Consider the following 17,398-nt stretch of genomic DNA (forward strand, 5'->3'; position numbering starts at 1 on the left):
GGAATACGAATGAGCGACGGGAAACTGGCAGTCCTGTTTTTTGAAGTCGGCATGGTGCTGACGCTGATTTCCATGGTGCTTGGCCCGTTCGAAATTACCGGGTGGGCGCTGGCTACGGCCGCGGTTGCCTGTGTTGTAGCCTTTAGTGGGATGTTCCTCGCGTTTGAAAGCTGGAAAGAGCCGCTCGAGGAAGAAAGGCCAAGGGAAATGAAGCAGCCGGAAAACCAGCAAAGAGAATAAAAAAGACCGGTCGGAGCGATAAAACTTCCGATCGATCTTTTTTATAGTAATTTCTCAATTGAAAAAGTATTGCATTATATTCAAAAAAATATGTCATTTTATAATAAATTACAATTTTCCAATTTATCGAGGGGACATACTTAAAATGTCATGAAAAACCATCACCCTTGTATCTTTAATGCTAAGTATGGCTATGATGATAAGCGCTAAGAAAAATAAAAATTTGTCACAAAAAAATGGCATTAGTAGTGCTAAAGCAAGACTGATTGATAAGGCTACTGGAGAAATTATAAACTTAAGAATAAAAAAGATATATGAGACCGTTCTGGCCTTTCTTGATCGGATTCATCAACTGCAACTGCCACTTATGAAGTAGTCGCAAGCATACCAACAGGCATTAAAATGTCGGCTACTAGTACAACTGAAAAAAAGAGGATGTTACCGGAAGACTAAGCATGCTGGAAGTAGTGCACGGGCTTTTTCTTCGGCGACAATTCTCTTTAGTAAGAATATCCAGTATAGTATTATTCTTGGAATTCTTGTGAATGGGATTTCCTTACTTGGTTTATTGGGGAAGTTTTTTGAAGTTCTTTGCATTCAAATGTCGGTTAATTTTACCTTAATATCAATTTCTGTTATTACATATTGTTTGCTTTTCATTGTTGTGATTCATCACTCAAGAAAGCAGACCGAAAAATGATAGAAATTAATTAGGATATAATTACCTCTCGTTGAAATTTAGTGTGTTCCAATTAAGAATATTTTAAAAGCAGCAGGGCTTTTTCTCTGCTGCTTTCTTAATTAATAAATGATCGCGCCGTATTTTGTGGCGAGCGGTTCCAATAGTTCGGTTTCAATAGAACACGTTGAGTCAATGATGAGCCGCCCCTGGAAATAACGCAGCGCTGCATCGAGCACCGGAAGGCTGTCACAGTGCACGGCAATCGGCAGGCGCGTCATGGTGCTGTTTTCGCAAAGGAGCATGGCGTCGTCCAGGCTGTTTATTTTCACCAAAGCGGCGTTTGACCGCTCGTCGTCCAAATCAATCAGGTCGTCGCCCAGAGAGCTGGTGCACGAAAGCGGTTCGCTGAACAAAATGTCGTCACCGAGGAAGAACGCTTCGCGCTCATTTGCGGCGGCATAGCAGTCGGGCTCCGGGGACTCGGGCAAAGGTCCGAATTCCTTAACCACTGCGGCAAGGGCTTTGATGTGCTCCGGCGTAGCGCCGCAGCAGCCGCCCACAATCCTCGCGCCCGCCTCCATCATTTTGCGCATGGCACCGGCAAAATCCTCTGGCGTAAGAGGATTCCCGCCGAGAAGGTTCCGCATGGCAGCGCCGGTATTCGGTTTTGCAATCACCGGAACGCTTGCATGGGGAAGGATTTCTTCAATATATTCCAACATGGATTGCGGCCCGAAGGAGCAGTTCAGCCCAATGGCATCGACCCCCATTGCCTGCAGGGTAATTACTGTGGGTAGGAGGCTGCCGCCTGTCAACGTGTGGCCGCTTTCATCAATCGTGATGGTAACAAATACAGGCAGATTGGTGGTTCGCGCCGCTAAGACGGCCGCGCGCATATCCGCAAGCGAGGTCTGCGTTTCAATAATCAGAAAATCGACGCCCGCTTCGTCCAAAGCACGGATCTGTTCCCGGTAAATATCGTAAATGTCGTCAAAATCCGCATCCCCGAACGGCGGCACGAACAGCCCAGTAGGGCATAAATCCCCGCCAACCAGCACACCGGTTGGTTTTGCTATGCTCAACGAGAGCCCGGCCAGCTTTTTATTCAGTTCAACCGCTTCGTTTTCAAATCCGTAAGCGGAAAGGCAGGCACGGTTCGCGCCGAAGGTGGGCGCGTAAATAGCCTGCGCCCCAGCGGCAATAAAGTCGCTTTGCAGCTTTAACAGCTTCTGCGGGTTTTCCGAAATCCATTTTTCCAGACAAACGCCGCTGGGCATGCCGGCAGCGGTCAGGTTGGTGGCGGTCGCACCGTCCAGCAGCATTGGCAATTTAAAAGGGAAGCTCATTAATTTTCATTGCTCCTATCAATATAACCGTTACATGCTTTCCGGCGCCGATATTTTAAACATAGAAAGCACGTTGCGGATCACAATGGCCACCGCATTACATAAGTACAGCCTTGCGGCGGTCAGGCTTTCGTTTTCGCCCTTTACGCGGCAGGCATTGTAAAATTTGTGGAATAGTGTTGCCAGCGTAATAACGTAACGTGTAATTCGGGCGGGATCATAATCCTGCGCGGCGGCAATAATTTCGCTCGTAAAGGCGGAAAGATGGCGGATAAGCTCGATTTCTTCCGGCGCGGTCAGAAGCGCCAGTTCTTCATCGGTGCAGTCGCGCAGGTGGATTCCCTCGGCAGCGAGCGTTTTGAAGATGCTGCAGATTCTGGCATGGGCATACTGCACGTAATACACAGGGTTCTGGGAATCCTGCTGTACCGCAAGGTCAAGGTCGAAATCCATTTGGGAGGTTGCCTCGCGCATATTAAAGTAGAATCTTGCCGCGTCCACCGGAACTTCGTCCAATAAATCGGCAAGCTGGATTGCCTTTCCGGTGCGCTTGCTCATACGGACCACTTCGCCGGATTTTACCAGACGGACGAGCTGGATTAAAACGATGTCCAGTTTGCTTCCGTCCAGTCCGATTGCGTCCATCGCACCCTTCATACGGGCCACGTGTCCGTGGTGGTCTGCGCCCCAGACGTCGATGCAGCGGTTGAATCCGCGCTTTTGGAATTTATTACGATGATACGCGATATCTGCCGCAAAATAGGTCGGATTTCCGTTCTGGCGGACAAGAACCTCGTCTTTTTCTGCGCCGAACTCAGTCGCTTTGTACCAGATGGCACCGTCTTTTTCGTAGGTAAGCCCCTTATCCTTTAAAATCTGGATGGTTTCCGTTAGCTCGCCGTCGTTGTGAAGGCGGCTTTCCAAAAACCATTCATCGTATTCGATCCCGTATTTTTTCAGGTCGGATTCCATTTTTTTAATATTTTTCGGCAAAGCAAATTCAACCAGCGCTTTTTCCCGCTCCTTTTGCTCCGCATTTACGTATTTGTCTCCGTAAATTTCCGCAAATTCAGAAGCGCGCTCTTTGATATCGTCGCCCTGGTAGCCGTCCTCCGGGAATTCCACCGCGTTTTCGCCCTTGAAAATCTGAAGATAGCGCGCGGAAAGGGAACTGCCGAATTTTTCAATCTGGTTGCCCGCGTCGTTAACATAAAACTCACGCCATACATCGTAGCCCGCCGCGTCGAGTACGGAGGCAAGGCAGTCACCCAGTGCGCCGCCGCGCGCATTTCCCATGTGCATGGGGCCGGTCGGATTGGCGGACACAAACTCAACCATGATCTTTTCCTTTTTGCCATAATCGCTGCGCCCGTAATTGCTGCCGCTTACCGTAATATCCTTTAACACCTGTGTATAAAAATTTTGGCTCAGAAAGAAATTGATAAATCCCGGGCCGGCAATTTCAAATCGGTCGAAAAAAGTGCCCTCCAGCGCGATGTTGTCCGTAATCACCTGTGCAATTTTTCTCGGCGCAAGGCGGAACGCCTTGGCGGAAACCATGGCGGCGTTTGTGGCCCAATCGCCGTGCGTTCGGTCAGCCGGAACTTCAATGGTAAACTGCGGGATTTCCGTTTCCGGTAAGCTGCCGTCGGCTTGCGCCTTCTCAATCGCGCGCTGAATGGCAGTTTTCAGATCATTGGTTGCCTGCAACACTATTTTTGACATCTTTTTGATTTGCCTCCTTGACCGTTATAAGCAGCTCGTTCGAGCTGGATAAATTTGAGTTAATATCTAAGGTATAATAGATTTCGAGTTTTCCGCCCAGATCGCCCAGCTCGGATTTTACCCTGCTGGTAAAAACGCCGATCATCATATTTCCAAAGCCTGTGTTATACTGGCAGAGATGGCGTTTTCCGCATTCCAGTATAAGGCGGGTACTGTCCGCGCCTCCACGCATCAGCGTAACCTTTTTATTGCCATCTATCTTTAAAACGGAGGTTTTGGGGGCATTGCGGTTTTCCGCGTCGTATTCCTTATAAACAATGTATTTGCTGTTGCCCTTTCGGACATAGGAACCCAAGGTGGTCAGTTCAACCTCGCCGGTTTCGTTGTCTATTTTTTGCCGGCCCTTAATGGAAATAAGGTAATTTTCCAGCATTCGTTACTCCTTGCTTTCAATACGTATTTTGTCTTTTAATACAGGTCAATATCCACATGGCTGACTTCGTGCTTGATATTGCGCCCCAAAAAGATCCCCGCAATCTGCGAAAACCCTTCAACCCGGTCGCTTACAAAGAAGGAACAGTCGCCTTCCTCGGGCCGGCTGCTTAACAGCCCCTTGGCTTTCAGGGTTTCCGCACAGAAAAGCGCGGTTTCACGGCCGCTGTCGATCAGGGTTACGCCGCTTCCCAAAACGCCCGAAATAATGCTGCGGATAATGGGGTAGTGCGTGCAGCCCATGATCAGCGTGTCGATCTCCGCTTCCTTAAGTGGGGCAAGGTAGCGCTCCGCAACCAGGCGGGTTACCTCTTCGCCGTCGTTAATAAAGCCGTTTTCCACTAGTGGAACGAACAGCGGGCAATCTTTTTCGAATACCTCGATCCGGGGATCGACCGCCTGTAATTCCCTTCGGTAAGAACCGCTTCGGATTGTCGCGGTGGTTCCGATAATGCCAATCCGTTTATTTTTGGTGACCGCCGCCGCTGCTGCCGCGGTCGGCTTGAGCACTCCGGTGAACGGCAGGCTGAGGTTGTCGCCAATACCGCTTGCAACGGAGCTGACCGTTCCGCACGCGGCAATTATCATTTTTACATTTTTGGATTGCAAAAATGCCATGTCCTGTTTCGCGTATTTCATAATGGTTTCACGGCTGCGCGATCCGTAAGGGACGCGGCCGGTGTCGCCGAAATAGACGATGTTTTCTTTCGGCAAGATCCGCAAAAGCTCTTTTACGGCGGTCAATCCGCCCAGGCCCGAATCAAAAACGCCGATCGGTCTGTTATCCATTCTTTTTTATCGCTCCAAAAAACTAGTACTTTGTCTTTACTTCAAAAGCCAGTTTGATTAATCGATCCAGCAAATCGCCGTAAGAGAGACCGCTTGCCTCCCAAAGCTTCGGATACATGCTGATTGATGTAAAGCCGGGCATGGTATTTAACTCGTTTAAAATGACCTCCCGCCCTTCGCGGACGAAAAAGTCCACGCGGGCAAGGCCGGTGCATCCCAGCATACGGTAGGCTCGGACTGCGTTTGCGCGGATTTCTTCGGCAACCGTTTCATCAAGGCGCGCGGGGATATATAGCTTTGAAGTCCCCGATTTATACTTGTCGTCATAATCGTAAAACTCGGCGGAAGCGGAAATTTCGCCGACGATGGATGCCTCCGGCTCCGCGTTTCCGAGGACGGCGCATTCCACCTCCTGGCCGACGATGGCTTCCTCCACAACGATTTTGTCATCTTCATTCGCGGCTTTTGCAACCGCTGCGTCCAACTCCGCTTCGCCCATTACCTTGCTGACGCCTACGGAGGAACCTGCGTTGGCGGGTTTTACGAAGATCGGGTAGCCAAGCCGCGCGTCAATCTTTACTTTGATCTTTGCGGCGCCGGTCTTGTATTTTTCAGCGTAGAACCAAAGGTATTTTGCCTGATGGATCCCCGCGGCGGTAAGAAGTGTATGGGTAACAGCCTTATCCATGCAATCGGCGGAAGCAAGCGCCCGGCAGCCCACAAAAGGAATGCCGCTTAGCTGCAGAAGGCCTTGGATCGTTCCGTCTTCCCCGTTCCTGCCGTGAAGTACGGGAAAGACGCAGTCGACCTTGATCACATCAAAGCCCATTTTGCCGTCCACCACAATTCCGCCGATATCCCGGTCAGGGGACAGGAACGCGGGCACGTTCAGCGCGTTGTGTTCCCAGCGCCCGTCGGCAATTTCCTCCGTCGGGCCGGAGAACAGGTACCATCGGCCTTTTTTCGTAATGCCGAGGCATACGGGTTCGTATTTATCCTTAGGCAGATTGTCGATTACGGAAGCTGCGGAAATGCATGAGATTTCATGTTCGGATGAGCAGCCGCCGAAAACGACGGCGATTTTCTTTTTGCCCATTATGTTAACCTCCAAAGATTCGCTCTTTTCCTTACTATATATTTTTTCAAATATATATCATACCACAAGGCAGGAATAGGCGCAATCAGAATTTTATTAAATTGTATGGTGACAAAAAAATGTTTATGTAGTATAATTTATAAGCGTGTAAACATAATCAAAAAAGATAATTCTTACTTACGATAAATTTGGATTCAGGAGTGATATTTTTGGAGCAGAAGGCATTTGACCTGATTGCTGAAAAAGTCGGCGCGGTGTTAAACGAACAAGGGTTTACAAGGGTTGCCGGCGAACAGCAGGAAGAGAGCGAAAGCTATGTGCTGTTTAAGGGAGGCAATACTGCTTACAGTATCCTTTACAATCAGGGCAAAAAGCGCTTTGAACTCAGAAGCTGCGGTGTGGAAGACGGTGAGCCGGATAAGAAGTGGAGATCGGTCTCCATCTGGCTTTACGATCCGGAGGTTGACGATATTGTCTCGGCGGAAAGCATCGTAAACGATTTTGTGGAAAGCGTCAGCGCGCCAAAACCCGTGGCCGTAAAACCGAAGAAAAAAAGAAAGAAAGACGAAGAAGATACAAACGACCCGATCTTTTTCTTTAACCGCTTTGTTGGCATTTTCCCGGAGCTGCGGGAAGAACTGAATACGGAAAGGGAAGAATACGGCGATGTGCGCGTTGTCACATTTGCGAAGGAGCATCTTGTTTCCAGAATTGAAACGCTGTGCGCGCAATCTGCAAAGCAGGATGCGATCAAGCGCTGCTGCGAATTGCTGAATGATATGTATGCCAACGGCGACATGGACGTACGTTCCATCATCACGATTGTGATACTGAACGGAATTGAAAATCCCGCCGCGATTGAAAATATGAGGTCGCTTTTCAGCGACGATTTGAAAAAGAGTTATGCGGCCGGTTTGAAATTCAAGGGAAAAACCGTAAAGCCCGAGAAAAAGAAAAAAGAAAAAGGGTTTATAGCTGACAACCTGAATAATTTGAAATAAATTAACCGGAAACGGGCAGGGGTGTCGCTCCCGTCCGTTTCCTTACAGAAAAAACTTGACATTATGATAAATCCTGTGTTATGATGAGAATACCTCATAAAGGGGTTATTTTTTTGCGCCCTTTTAAGAGGGAGGCTGGGGCCGGTTAATGGCCTAAATATTTTTCCGTATAACGGGAGGTGCCGTCATGAGAGTTAAAATTACATTAGCCTGCACAGAGTGCAAACAGCGCAACTACAACACGATGAAGAACAAGAAAAATGATCCGGACAGGCTTGAAATGAACAAGTACTGCAGATTCTGTAGGAAACACACTCTTCACAGAGAGACGAAGTAATCCGGACGGAGGGACGAAAAATGCCAGAGACGACTGAAAAGAAAGAGAATATTTTTGCGAAAAAAAGCAAGGATATCTCAAAGTTCTTCCGCGACTGTAAAAACGAGGTTAAAAAGATCATTTGGCCGACACCGCAGGCGGTTTTTAAAAACACCGGTGTCGTTTTGGCAACAATATTCATTATTGGCTTGTTTATTTTTTGTTTGGACACAGTACTCATGAACTTGCTCGGTTTGATTATGAATATTGCAAAGTAGGATAAGCGGAGGAATTTACTATGCCTGAAGACGCAAAGTGGTATGTTGTTCATACCTATTCCGGGTATGAAAACAAGGTTGCCTCCAATCTTGAAAAAACCGTGGAAAACCGCCAGCTCCATGATTTGATTCAGGAAGTCCGCGTACCGACGGAGACTGTTACCGAAGTGAAGGATAACAAACGGCGTGACGTAGAGCGAAAAATTTTTCCCGGTTATGTTCTGGTGAAGATGATTCTTACCGATGAGTCTTGGTATGTTGTCCGCAATATTCGGGGCTGTACGGGTTTTGTAGGCCCTTCCTCAAAACCGATTCCGCTTACGGATGAAGAAGTGGCGAAACTGGGAGTTGAGCAGAAAAAGGTTGAGGTGTCCTATGGCGTTGGGGATTCCGTACACATTATCGACGGCCCGCTCGAAGGGTTCGTTGGTATCGTTGAGGAAATTGACGCCGACAAGAACCGCATTCGCGTAACAGTATCTATGTTTGGGCGCGAAACACCGGTTGAGCTTGAATTGGATCAGGCTGAAGCGGTGGAATAAGAATCTATGGTAATATGCGGGAAACCGCTTATTATGAGGGGCATTGCCCCTGTGGGAGGAACGGATAAATTTTTTCGTCCGCTCCGCCATCTACCACGAATTTTGGAGGTGCAAAAAAATGGCTCAAAAGGTTACGGGCTTTATTAAGCTCCAGATACCTGCTGGCAAAGCAACCCCGGCGCCGCCTGTTGGACCGGCTCTCGGTCAGCACGGTGTCAACATCATGGCTTTTACAAAAGAATTCAACGAACGCACAAAGAATGACGTAGGACTGGTTATTCCGGTTATCATTACAGTTTATGCGGATCGTTCGTTTACTTTTGTTACAAAGACCCCGCCGGCTGCCGTCTTGATTAAGAAGGCCTGCGGAATTGAAACTGCTTCGGGTGAACCGAACAAGAAAAAGGTTGCAAAGATTACCCGCGAGCAGGTTAAGAAAATTGCTGAAACAAAAATGCCCGATTTGAACGCGGCTTCTATTGAATCCGCTATGAGCATGGTTGCCGGTACGGCACGCAGCATGGGCATTGAAGTCGTAGATTGATCACCCGGGTGGGAGGAACTTTTCTACTCCGATTTTACCACTCAATAGGGAGGAAAACCAATGAAACACGGTAAAAAATATGTTGACAGCTTAAAGCTGGTCGACCGTACAAAACTTTATGATGCAAACGAAGCGCTTGATCTTTGCGTAAAGACCGGGACATCAAAATTTGATGAAACTGTTGAAGTTCACATCAAATTGGGCGTAGACAGCCGCCATGCTGACCAACAGGTTCGCGGCGCAATTGTTCTGCCGCACGGTACCGGTAAAAAAGTCCGTGTACTTGCTATCTGCAAGGGCGACGCTGCGAAGGAAGCGGAAGCTGCCGGAGCGGAGTTTGTCGGCGCAGAGGAAATGATCCAGAAGATCCAGAATGAAAACTGGATGGATTTCGATATTTTGATTACAACCCCGGATATGATGGGTCTGGTTGGTCGTTTAGGTAAAGTCCTCGGTCCCCGCGGTTTAATGCCGAACCCGAAGGCCGGTACGGTAACACGTGAGATCGGCAAGGCAATTACAGACGCGAAAGCCGGTAAGATCGAATACCGTCTCGACAAGACTAACATCATCCACTGCTCCATCGGCAAGGTGTCTTTCGGCGGCCAGAAGCTGCTAGAAAACTTTGACGCTCTGCTTGGTGCGATTGTTAAGGCAAAGCCGGCCGCTTCCAAAGGCCAGTATATCAAGAGCTGCGTTGTTGCTTCAACAATGGGTCCCGGTATCAGAATCAACCCGAACAAGGTTGGCTGATAACAAAAAAGCTTGACAGGCACCTGTGCCTGTGCTAGTATAATATTGCTGTTCTTTATTCCAAAGACAGCAGGCGCGTTCGCTTAATGGGTTTTTCCCAGCCTGCCGAGGAGAGAGCTGTTTTTACACGTTGTGTATTTACGCCCTTCCCGCGGTATGTGGGAAGGGCTTTTTATGTGATTCCAGTTGTGGAGGTGAATACATTTGCCAAGTGAAAAAATCTTAGAGAAAAAGAAACAAGCCGTGTCCGCTTTGACGGAGAGCCTGAAGAATGCATGTGCAGGCGTTATCGTTGATTATAAAGGCGTAACCGTTGCACAGGATACAAAGCTCCGTAAGGATCTGCGCGAGGCTGGCAGCAATTACATGGTTGTTAAGAACACATTGCTCCGTCTTGCTTTGAAAGAGGCGGGGATTGAGGGCCTGGACAATGTCCTAGAAGGTACGACCGCAATCGCACTCAATGCGGAAGATCATGTAGCCAGCGCGAGAATTCTGTCGAAGTTTGCTGAAAACAATAAAACCTTTAAAATCAAAGCAGGTTTCATTGATGGCGCCGCGATTGACACAAAAGCAATTAAGGAGTTAGCGGAACTGCCTTCCAAAGAGGTTTTGGTTGCAAAGGCTCTGGGCGGGCTCAATGCTCCGATTACCGGTTTCGTCACCGTGCTGAACGGCACAATGAAGGGTTTGGTTGTTGCTCTGAACGCTATTGCAGAGAAACAGGCTGCCAATGCATAAGGATCCCGATCCTATCTATAAATTTTTAAATTATTGGAGGTAACTAACAATGTCTGATAAAGTTGTAAAATTAATTGAAGATGTAAAATCCCTTACTGTTCTTGAGCTTTCCGAGCTCGTAAAGGCTCTGGAAGAAGAGTTTGGCGTTTCCGCTGCTGCTCCGGTTGCTGTTGCCGCTGCTGCTGCTCCGGCTGCTGCCGCTGCTGAAGAGAAGACAGAATTTGACGTTATTCTCAAGGCTGCTGGCGCAAACAAGATCCAGGTCATCAAGGTTGTTCGCGAAATCACAGGCCTTGGTCTTAAGGAAGCAAAAGAAGTTGTTGACGGTGCTCCGAAGCCTGTTAAAGAAGGCGTTTCCAAGGACGATGCAGAAGCAATTAAGGCGAAGCTTACTGAGGCTGGCGCAGAAGTCGAAGTCAAATAATTTGATTTTTCATGTTCAAAGCCCCTGCTGCCGAAAGGCAGCAGGGGCTTTTTTGATATAACAAGCCTAAAGTTAAGTTGCGGGTGCTTCAGCATAGCTTTAGCGGTGAATGCGCGTAAAACGGCCTCATTTCCGCTTCTGGCCCGAATTTTGCCATTGTCTTTTGTGTTTTTGTGTATTGAAAATGGAGTAGGGGGAGAGAGAAGCGGCAGCCGTAAGAAAAGCGCCAAGCGCCTTGGGTAACATCCGAAAAATTGCTCACGCACATGCCCCCTCGGTTGTTCCGGGGGGACGCTTATGATTTATTCGATGGCCTAAAGTTTACATATTTCTGTATTTTTTTACCCGGCGGAGATTCTTCTTTTTACGGTTATAAATCAAAGCCAAAATAATATAAATGATAACAAGCAGGACAATGATGCTTGCGACGACAATGAACCAAACCGATGTGAGAATGGATTTTACCGTATTCGCGGAGTGCAGAAGCTCGCTTCGTTCCACGCTTTCAGCAGCAACAAGATTAATCGTGGTGAGGGGCTGGTTGGCGTAGCTGAGGGTTGCCGTACCGATAACCTGCCCTTTTTTAACCGGAGCGCTGATTGTATCGGGTATATTCTTCGTGATAATGACACTGCTGGCCGAAACATTGCTCGGAAGCATTGCGGAGTAATTCTTTTCCGCGACAAGCAGCAGTTTGTCTTTATTCCATGCGTCTTTCAGCTTTACTTCACCAACCGAATCGCCGGTGCTCAGGATGCTTTTCAGTTCCAGATTGCGGAAGGCCCAGCGGAACAGCGCCGCCGTATCAAGCATTTCGCCGCGTGTTTTAATCTCCTTGCCGCTTGCGGTCACATCTGGGGCTCCTAACGCCACACAGAGGTAGGTATAGCCGTCCGCCGTCGCGGTCGAAACAAGGCAGTAACCGGATTGGTCGTGATGCCCCGTCTTAATTCCGCGGGCATAACGGTAGTAGTATTGTCCTCCTAGTGCGTTACGGTCAATTAAATAGTTGGTAGTAGAAAGCGTGCGCGCTTTGTCCGCATTCGGGCCGCCAACCGGTTTATAAGTGTAACGCGTTTGCGAAGTGATCTCGGTGAAATGAGGAAGGCTCATGGCATATTTTGTGATTTTGTATAAGTCGCGCGCTGTGGTATAATGGTTCTCATCATGAAGTCCGTGCGGGTTTGCAAAATGCGTTCCGGTGCAGCCGAGTGCCTTTGCCTTTTGATTCATTAGGTCCACAAAGGCGTCAACGTCGCCCTTTCCCACATAGTCCGCCAGTACGAGCGCCGCGTCATTTCCGCTGGGAACCAGCATACAGTTCAAAAGCTGGAACGCGGTGAGCTGATCGTCTTCCTTGATTCCGGAAAGCGAGCTTCCCGTCCCCAGCAGCTTATCGACGACCTCTTTGCTAACCGTTATTTTTGTGCCGTCAAGATCCTTGATTTGTTCGCTGACGACAATGAACGTCATAATTTTGGTAAGGGAAGCCGGTTCCCGGCGCATATCCGGGTTCTTTTCGTAAACGGCAGTATCTGTATCCAAATTGACCAGTTCAATTGCCTCGCAATTTGTTTTGAATCCAATATTAAACGTTGCGGCATGGGCCGTGACCGGCGTTAATAAAAGCAAGAAAGTCAGGAGACAAGCGGACGCTTTAAGCAGCTTTTTTTTCATGGAACTTTTTCCTCCGATGTGCTATTATATGTTTAAAGTTCAAGAAAAAATTCAATACGTGAACATGAATTAGTATAACAGCAATTCTGCAAAAGATAAAGTGCAGTTTGGAATTGTTAATAATATTGTAAGATTTTACTGGAGGTTTGAAAGTGATTTACATAACAGGGGACACACACGGGGAGATGTGCCGCTTTGAGTCTCGTGCCGTAAAAAAATTAAAAAAAGGGGATACGCTTATTGTTTGCGGGGACTTCGGCTTTCTATGGGACGGAGGCGCAAAGGAAGAGAAAAACCTGCGGAAATTGGGAAAGAAAAAATACAACCTTCTTTTTTTAGACGGTTCGCATGAGAATTTTGACCTCCTTGACAAATATCCCATAACCGAATGGAACGGAGGTCTTGTACAGAATATCAGCGGAAATTTATACCATTTGATGCGCGGGCAGGTGTATACGATCGAGGGGAAAAAGATTTTTACATTCGGCGGCGGGGAAAGCACGGAAAAGCGAATACGCATTGCCGCAGGAAAATGGTGGGAACGCGAGATGCCAAGCATGGAGGAAATGGCAGCCGGTGTGAAAAATCTTTCAGCGGTCGGTATGGCGGTAGATTATATTATTACGCATGAACCGGCGCCCCGCGTTATGACCAATACGGTGAACCCGCCGGAAAACACCAATCAGCTCGAAGCCTATTTCGAGCAGCTTGCCAAACAGGTGAAATTTGAAAAATGGTTTTTCGGCTCTCTGCATATCGACCGGAAAATAACATACCGGAATTATGCCGTTTTTGAGGAAGTCTTACCTGTGGAAGAAATACAGAAGAAAAGATACCGGTAATTTTAATTAACCCAGTCCTGGAATCCGTTGTGATTCCGAGACTGGGTTTGTTGTGTGGCAAAAAAAGCTTATGAAATTGTGTAGCGATTTTGGGCAGCAGATTTTAATCCGTTTTATTTTTAAAAAGCTGGCGTACCTCGGCACGAAGCCCGCGGTGGGCGGGGGAGCTTAACTCTGCGTCCTCACGAAGAATTTCCCGGGCTACGGCCTGCGCCTGCTTTAAAACATTCACATCCTGCGTCATGTCGGCGATTTTCAATTCCGGGAGGCCGTGTTGGCGGTGGCCGAAGAAATCGCCGGGGCCGCGCAGCTTTAAATCCTGTTCGGCAATGCGGAATCCATCGTTCGTAAGGCACATGGTTTTTAAGCGCGCAACGGTGTCTTCATTCTGTGCGTCGGAAATTAATATACAGATGGATTTATGGGCCCCACGCCCGACGCGTCCCCGGAGCTGATGCAGCTGGGACAACCCGTAGCGCTCGGCGTTTTCAATCATCATAACGGTGGCGTTTGGCACATCCATGCCGACTTCTACCACAGTAGTGGAAATTAGCACGGAGATTTTTCCTTTGGAAAAGTCCTCCATTACGGATTCCTTTTCCTTTGCCTTCATCTTGCCGTTTAGCACACCGATTTTGCAGCCGGGAAGCCATTCTTCCCGCGCTTTCTGCGCGTATTCGTTTACGCTGGCCATATCGTTCTGCCCTTCTTCGATCATCGGACAGATGATGTAGCATTGTCGGCCCGCATCGATCTGCTTCTTAATAAAGCGGAAAGCCCGCAGGCGTTTGTCCCCGGAAATGGCATAGGTGTCGACTGTCTGCCTGCCGGGCGGCATTTCGTCCAAAACCGAAATATCCAAATCCCCGTAAATCATCAAGGCAAGCGTGCGGGGGATGGGGGTTGCGCTCATGACCAGCGTGTGCGGATGGTCGCCTTTCGAGGCAAGCGCGGCGCGCTGTGCCACACCGAAGCGGTGCTGTTCGTCGGTAATGACTAGGCCCAGCCGCTGAAAAGCAATGTCCTCGGAAAGAAGTGCGTGTGTGCCGATGATAAGCTGGATTTCGCCGGATTGCAGCCCTTCTGTGATCGCCCGTTTTTTGGCTGCGGTGAGCGAGCCGGTCAGAAGTTCGGTATGCACGCCTTTTAAGAGGGAAGACAGAGTGTCATAGTGCTGCCGAGCGAGGATTTCCGTGGGAGCCATGAGTGCCGCCTGCATGCCGCTGCGGGCGGCACAGTAGGAAAGTGCCGCCGCAACCGCGGTTTTGCCGGAACCGACGTCCCCCTGAATCAGGCGGTTCATCGGATGGCTGCCCATCATATCGGCTACCGCTTCTTTTACGGCCCTCCGCTGGGCTTCTGTGGGCTTAAACGGAAGCAGGCGAAAGTATCCGTCCGAATCATCTCGAAGAAGCCTGAGGCGGTTTTCGGTGCGGCTGCGGCCTTTTAAGCGGAGAAGCCCCAGCTGGAGTATTAGAAGCTCTTCAAAGACCAGACGCCGCCGGGCAATTTCCATATCTTTCATTGCGCGGGGGCAGTGAATGTTTTCCAAGGCGTAGCGCAGGTGGCAAAGCCCGTATTTCATACGAATGGCTTCCGGAATGGGATCCTGCATCGCGTCGGGCAGCAATTCCAGCGCATTTTGCACTACGGATTCAATAATGCGGCTGGAGAGCCCCTGCGTCAGCGGATAAATCGGATGGACGCCGGGCCCCTTCGCGGCGTCGGCGAATTCGGGTGCCGTCATTTCCCGCTTTGAGAAATTTGCTTTCACCTTACCGTAAAAAATATATTGCTTTCCCTCTTTTAACATTAAGGGGATATACCGGTTATTAAAATACGTAAGCTCCATGTCGCTTTCGCCATCGCTTACTTTGACCTTGTAAAGGGTCATGCCGCCGCGTATGCGGGCTTCCGAAGGGCGCTGCAAAACGGTGGCGCGTATGGCGCAAGGGACGTCCAGGGGAGCCTGCCGGATCGACAGCGGCTCGCTCCAATCCTCGTAAGCGCGCGGATAATAACGCAGCAAAGCGCCGACGGTCGGCACGCCAAGCTTTGCAAACAGCTTGGCGCGCTTCTCGCCGACGCCTTTTAATTCCTCTATTTTTATCGAAAATAACGAACGCATTACTCTATTGAAACAATGAAATAGTAAATCGGCTGTCCGCCGTTGACAAGCGTAACCTCGGTTTCATTCGAAACCTTGCTCTTAATCCGGTTATAGGCTTCGTTTGCCTGCTTTTCGGTTACATCCGCACCGTAAATGATCGTGATAAACGAGGTGCTGCGGTTTACCATGGAGCGGGTCAGCTTCACGCAGGTGTGTACGATATCCTTTTCGATTAACTCAAGTTTTCCGTTGTTCAGCCCAAGAATATCCCCGGCTTTGATTTTATGTCCGCCGAACTCGGAATCGCGCGCGGCGAACGTAACGGTAGCGGTTTGTACGTTTCCGGCAGCTTCCATCATGTTGATGGTATTCGATTCGGTTGAGGCGTCGGGATCATAAGCCAGCATAGCGGACAGGCCCTGTGGAATGGTGCGTGTGGGCAAGATGATGACCTTGCGATCCTTTACTAGCGGAATGGTTTGTTCGGCAGCCATGATAATATTTTTATTATTGGGCAGTACCAGAACCGTTTTTGCTGGCGTCGCTTTTACCGCTGCAAGTATATCGTTGGTACTGGGGTTCATTGTTTGCCCGCCGCTGACGACATGTGTGCAGCCCAGATCGGTAAAGAGGGTTTTTAAGCCTTCCCCGGCTGCGACTGCGACAAACCCGATTTCCTCCACAGGATCAGCGGGCGTTAAAGGGGCGGAAGCCGCCTTTGCCTTGGCCTGCTCATTCGCCTCGGCCGCCTTACGGTGCTGCTCCTTCATGTTTTCGATCTTTACCGTCAGAAGCTGACCAAACTCCAGAGCCGCCTGCAGCGCGTTGCCCGGCTCTTCGGTGTGAACATGAACCTTTATGATTTTCTCATCGTCAACGACCACAACGCAGTCGCCGATGGTTTCCAAATAAGAACGCAGCTCCTGCGGGGCTTTTTTACAGTCCTCATCGCGCCCTACAATAAACTCGGTGCAATAGGTGAAACGGATATCCTGATCGAATTCCGCCGCCGCGTTGCGGAAAAAGTCGCTTTCCAGAGACGTTTCCTCCTGCGAGCCGGTTTCATTTTCAATCACTGTGCCGTCGCGGAAAACACTCAGCATCCCGTCGAAGATACAGCACAGCCCCTTTCCGCCGGCGTCCACCACACCTGCTTTTTTCAGTACGGGGAGAAGCTCCGGTGTTTTTTCAAGCGCCTCTGCGGCGCCCTTGCAGATTGCACTCCATACGTATACGGCGTCGTCATCAATTGCCGCTGCGGCTCTCCCTTTTTCGCAGGCAACACGGGAGACGGTAAGAATGGTTCCCTCCGTTGGTTTCATAACGGCCTTATAAGCGGCCTCCACGCCGACTCCAAGAGCGTTGGCAAGATCCGAGCCGCCGATTTCCTCCATACCCTCAATTCCTTTTGCAAAGCCGCGAAATAAAAGGGACAGGATAACGCCGGAATTGCCCCTTGCGCCGTGGAGCATGGCTGAAGCTGCCCGCTGGGCGACTTCGGCTGCTGTACCGCTCCCGTTTATTGTAAGCTCTTTTGCGGCAGAACTCATTGTCATAGACATATTGGTACCGGTGTCGCCATCAGGAACAGGGAAAATGTTCAATTCATCAACGGCTGTTTTATGTTTTACAATATTATTAGCACCTGAAATGATAGCGTTGCACAGGTCAGTTCCATTTATCACCATTCAGCACTCCCTAAAATTCACATATTTGCCTACTGTATATTTCATCCTAATATTATAACATAGAGCAGTTTCAGATTCAATCTTTAAATTTTAGTCGAAAAATAGGGAGAAA

18 protein-coding genes and 1 other annotated feature are annotated in these 17,398 nt (G+C 49.1%); of the genes, 10 read left to right on the plus strand and 8 right to left on the minus strand.

Going from position 1 to position 17,398, the window contains the following annotated elements; translation table 11 throughout:
- The first annotated feature begins 9 nt into the window (after positions 1-9).
- Positions 10-240, plus strand: a complete 231-nt coding sequence (locus CAGA_RS10175) for a hypothetical protein (protein ID WP_135660470.1) — start codon at positions 10-12, stop codon at positions 238-240.
- An 801-nt stretch (positions 241-1,041) separates the two neighbouring features.
- On the opposite strand, the gene CAGA_RS10180 is transcribed toward CAGA_RS10175, so the two are convergent.
- The 5 genes from CAGA_RS10180 to CAGA_RS10200 are packed head-to-tail and all read right to left on the minus strand — an operon-like array spanning position 1,042 to position 6,370.
- Positions 1,042-2,268, minus strand: a complete 1,227-nt coding sequence (locus CAGA_RS10180) for a homocysteine S-methyltransferase family protein (RefSeq protein WP_135660472.1) — start codon at positions 2,266-2,268, stop codon at positions 1,042-1,044.
- 30 nt (positions 2,269-2,298) lie between these two features.
- Positions 2,299-3,993: an arginine--tRNA ligase gene (gene argS / locus CAGA_RS10185; RefSeq protein WP_135660474.1), complete on the minus strand. Its 1,695-nt coding sequence runs from the start codon at positions 3,991-3,993 to the stop codon at positions 2,299-2,301.
- A complete protein-coding gene (locus CAGA_RS10190; protein WP_135660476.1) occupies positions 3,962-4,426 on the minus strand; it encodes a YwiB family protein in 465 nt (154 codons plus the stop codon). The genes argS and CAGA_RS10190 overlap by 32 nt, the downstream gene beginning before the upstream one ends.
- Positions 4,427-4,461: 35 nt before the next feature.
- On the minus strand, positions 4,462-5,274 hold the full coding sequence (murI, locus tag CAGA_RS10195; RefSeq protein WP_135660478.1) for a glutamate racemase: 813 nt from the start codon (positions 5,272-5,274) through the stop codon (positions 4,462-4,464).
- 22 nt (positions 5,275-5,296) lie between these two features.
- Complete coding sequence (locus CAGA_RS10200; RefSeq protein WP_135660480.1) at positions 5,297-6,370, minus strand: D-alanine--D-alanine ligase family protein; 1,074 nt, start codon at positions 6,368-6,370, stop codon at positions 5,297-5,299.
- Positions 6,371-6,579: 209 nt separating this feature from the next.
- Between CAGA_RS10200 and CAGA_RS10205 the strand changes: the two genes are divergently transcribed.
- From CAGA_RS10205 to rplL, 8 genes are all read left to right on the plus strand, one after another.
- On the plus strand, positions 6,580-7,371 hold the full coding sequence (locus CAGA_RS10205; protein WP_135660482.1) for a DUF7674 family protein: 792 nt from the start codon (positions 6,580-6,582) through the stop codon (positions 7,369-7,371).
- 187 nt (positions 7,372-7,558) lie between these two features.
- On the plus strand, positions 7,559-7,708 hold the full coding sequence (rpmG, locus tag CAGA_RS10210; RefSeq protein ID WP_054332001.1) for a 50S ribosomal protein L33: 150 nt from the start codon (positions 7,559-7,561) through the stop codon (positions 7,706-7,708).
- A gap of 20 nt (positions 7,709-7,728) precedes the next feature.
- Positions 7,729-7,965: a preprotein translocase subunit SecE gene (gene secE, locus CAGA_RS10215; RefSeq protein ID WP_135660484.1), complete on the plus strand. Its 237-nt coding sequence runs from the start codon at positions 7,729-7,731 to the stop codon at positions 7,963-7,965.
- Between the two features lie 20 nt (positions 7,966-7,985).
- A complete protein-coding gene (nusG, locus tag CAGA_RS10220) occupies positions 7,986-8,507 on the plus strand; it encodes a transcription termination/antitermination protein NusG (RefSeq protein ID WP_135660486.1) in 522 nt (173 codons plus the stop codon).
- Positions 8,508-8,625: 118 nt separating this feature from the next.
- Positions 8,626-9,051 (plus strand): 50S ribosomal protein L11, encoded by a 426-nt coding sequence (gene rplK, locus CAGA_RS10225; RefSeq protein WP_135660488.1) that lies wholly within the window; start codon positions 8,626-8,628, stop codon positions 9,049-9,051.
- Between the two features lie 60 nt (positions 9,052-9,111).
- Entirely contained in the window at positions 9,112-9,804 is a 693-nt protein-coding gene (gene rplA / locus CAGA_RS10230) for a 50S ribosomal protein L1 (protein WP_135660490.1), read from the plus strand.
- A gap of 42 nt (positions 9,805-9,846) precedes the next feature.
- Positions 9,847-9,988, plus strand: a sequence feature (ribosomal protein L10 leader region).
- A 20-nt stretch (positions 9,989-10,008) separates the two neighbouring features.
- On the plus strand, positions 10,009-10,545 hold the full coding sequence (rplJ, locus tag CAGA_RS10235) for a 50S ribosomal protein L10 (RefSeq protein ID WP_135660492.1): 537 nt from the start codon (positions 10,009-10,011) through the stop codon (positions 10,543-10,545).
- Between the two features lie 49 nt (positions 10,546-10,594).
- Positions 10,595-10,969 (plus strand): 50S ribosomal protein L7/L12, encoded by a 375-nt coding sequence (gene rplL, locus CAGA_RS10240; RefSeq protein ID WP_135660494.1) that lies wholly within the window; start codon positions 10,595-10,597, stop codon positions 10,967-10,969.
- 321 nt (positions 10,970-11,290) lie between these two features.
- Here the strand turns inward: rplL and CAGA_RS10245 are convergent, their stop codons facing one another.
- Positions 11,291-12,646, minus strand: coding sequence for a D-alanyl-D-alanine carboxypeptidase family protein (locus CAGA_RS10245; RefSeq protein ID WP_135660496.1), 1,356 nt, complete (start codon positions 12,644-12,646; stop codon positions 11,291-11,293).
- A 152-nt stretch (positions 12,647-12,798) separates the two neighbouring features.
- Here CAGA_RS10245 and CAGA_RS10250 point away from each other — a divergent pair, with 152 nt between their 5' ends.
- On the plus strand, positions 12,799-13,488 hold the full coding sequence (locus tag CAGA_RS10250; RefSeq protein ID WP_135660497.1) for a metallophosphoesterase family protein: 690 nt from the start codon (positions 12,799-12,801) through the stop codon (positions 13,486-13,488).
- Positions 13,489-13,591: 103 nt separating this feature from the next.
- Here CAGA_RS10250 and recG read toward each other — a convergent pair whose 3' ends face one another.
- Positions 13,592-15,616: an ATP-dependent DNA helicase RecG gene (recG, locus tag CAGA_RS10255; protein ID WP_135660499.1), complete on the minus strand. Its 2,025-nt coding sequence runs from the start codon at positions 15,614-15,616 to the stop codon at positions 13,592-13,594.
- Entirely contained in the window at positions 15,616-17,283 is a 1,668-nt protein-coding gene (locus CAGA_RS10260; protein WP_135660545.1) for a DAK2 domain-containing protein, read from the minus strand. The genes recG and CAGA_RS10260 overlap by 1 nt, the downstream gene beginning before the upstream one ends.
- Positions 17,284-17,398 lie beyond the last annotated feature (115 nt).

The sequence above is a fragment of the Caproiciproducens galactitolivorans genome (genome assembly GCF_004768785.1).
Taxonomy (GTDB): domain Bacteria; phylum Bacillota; class Clostridia; order Oscillospirales; family Acutalibacteraceae; genus Caproiciproducens; species Caproiciproducens galactitolivorans.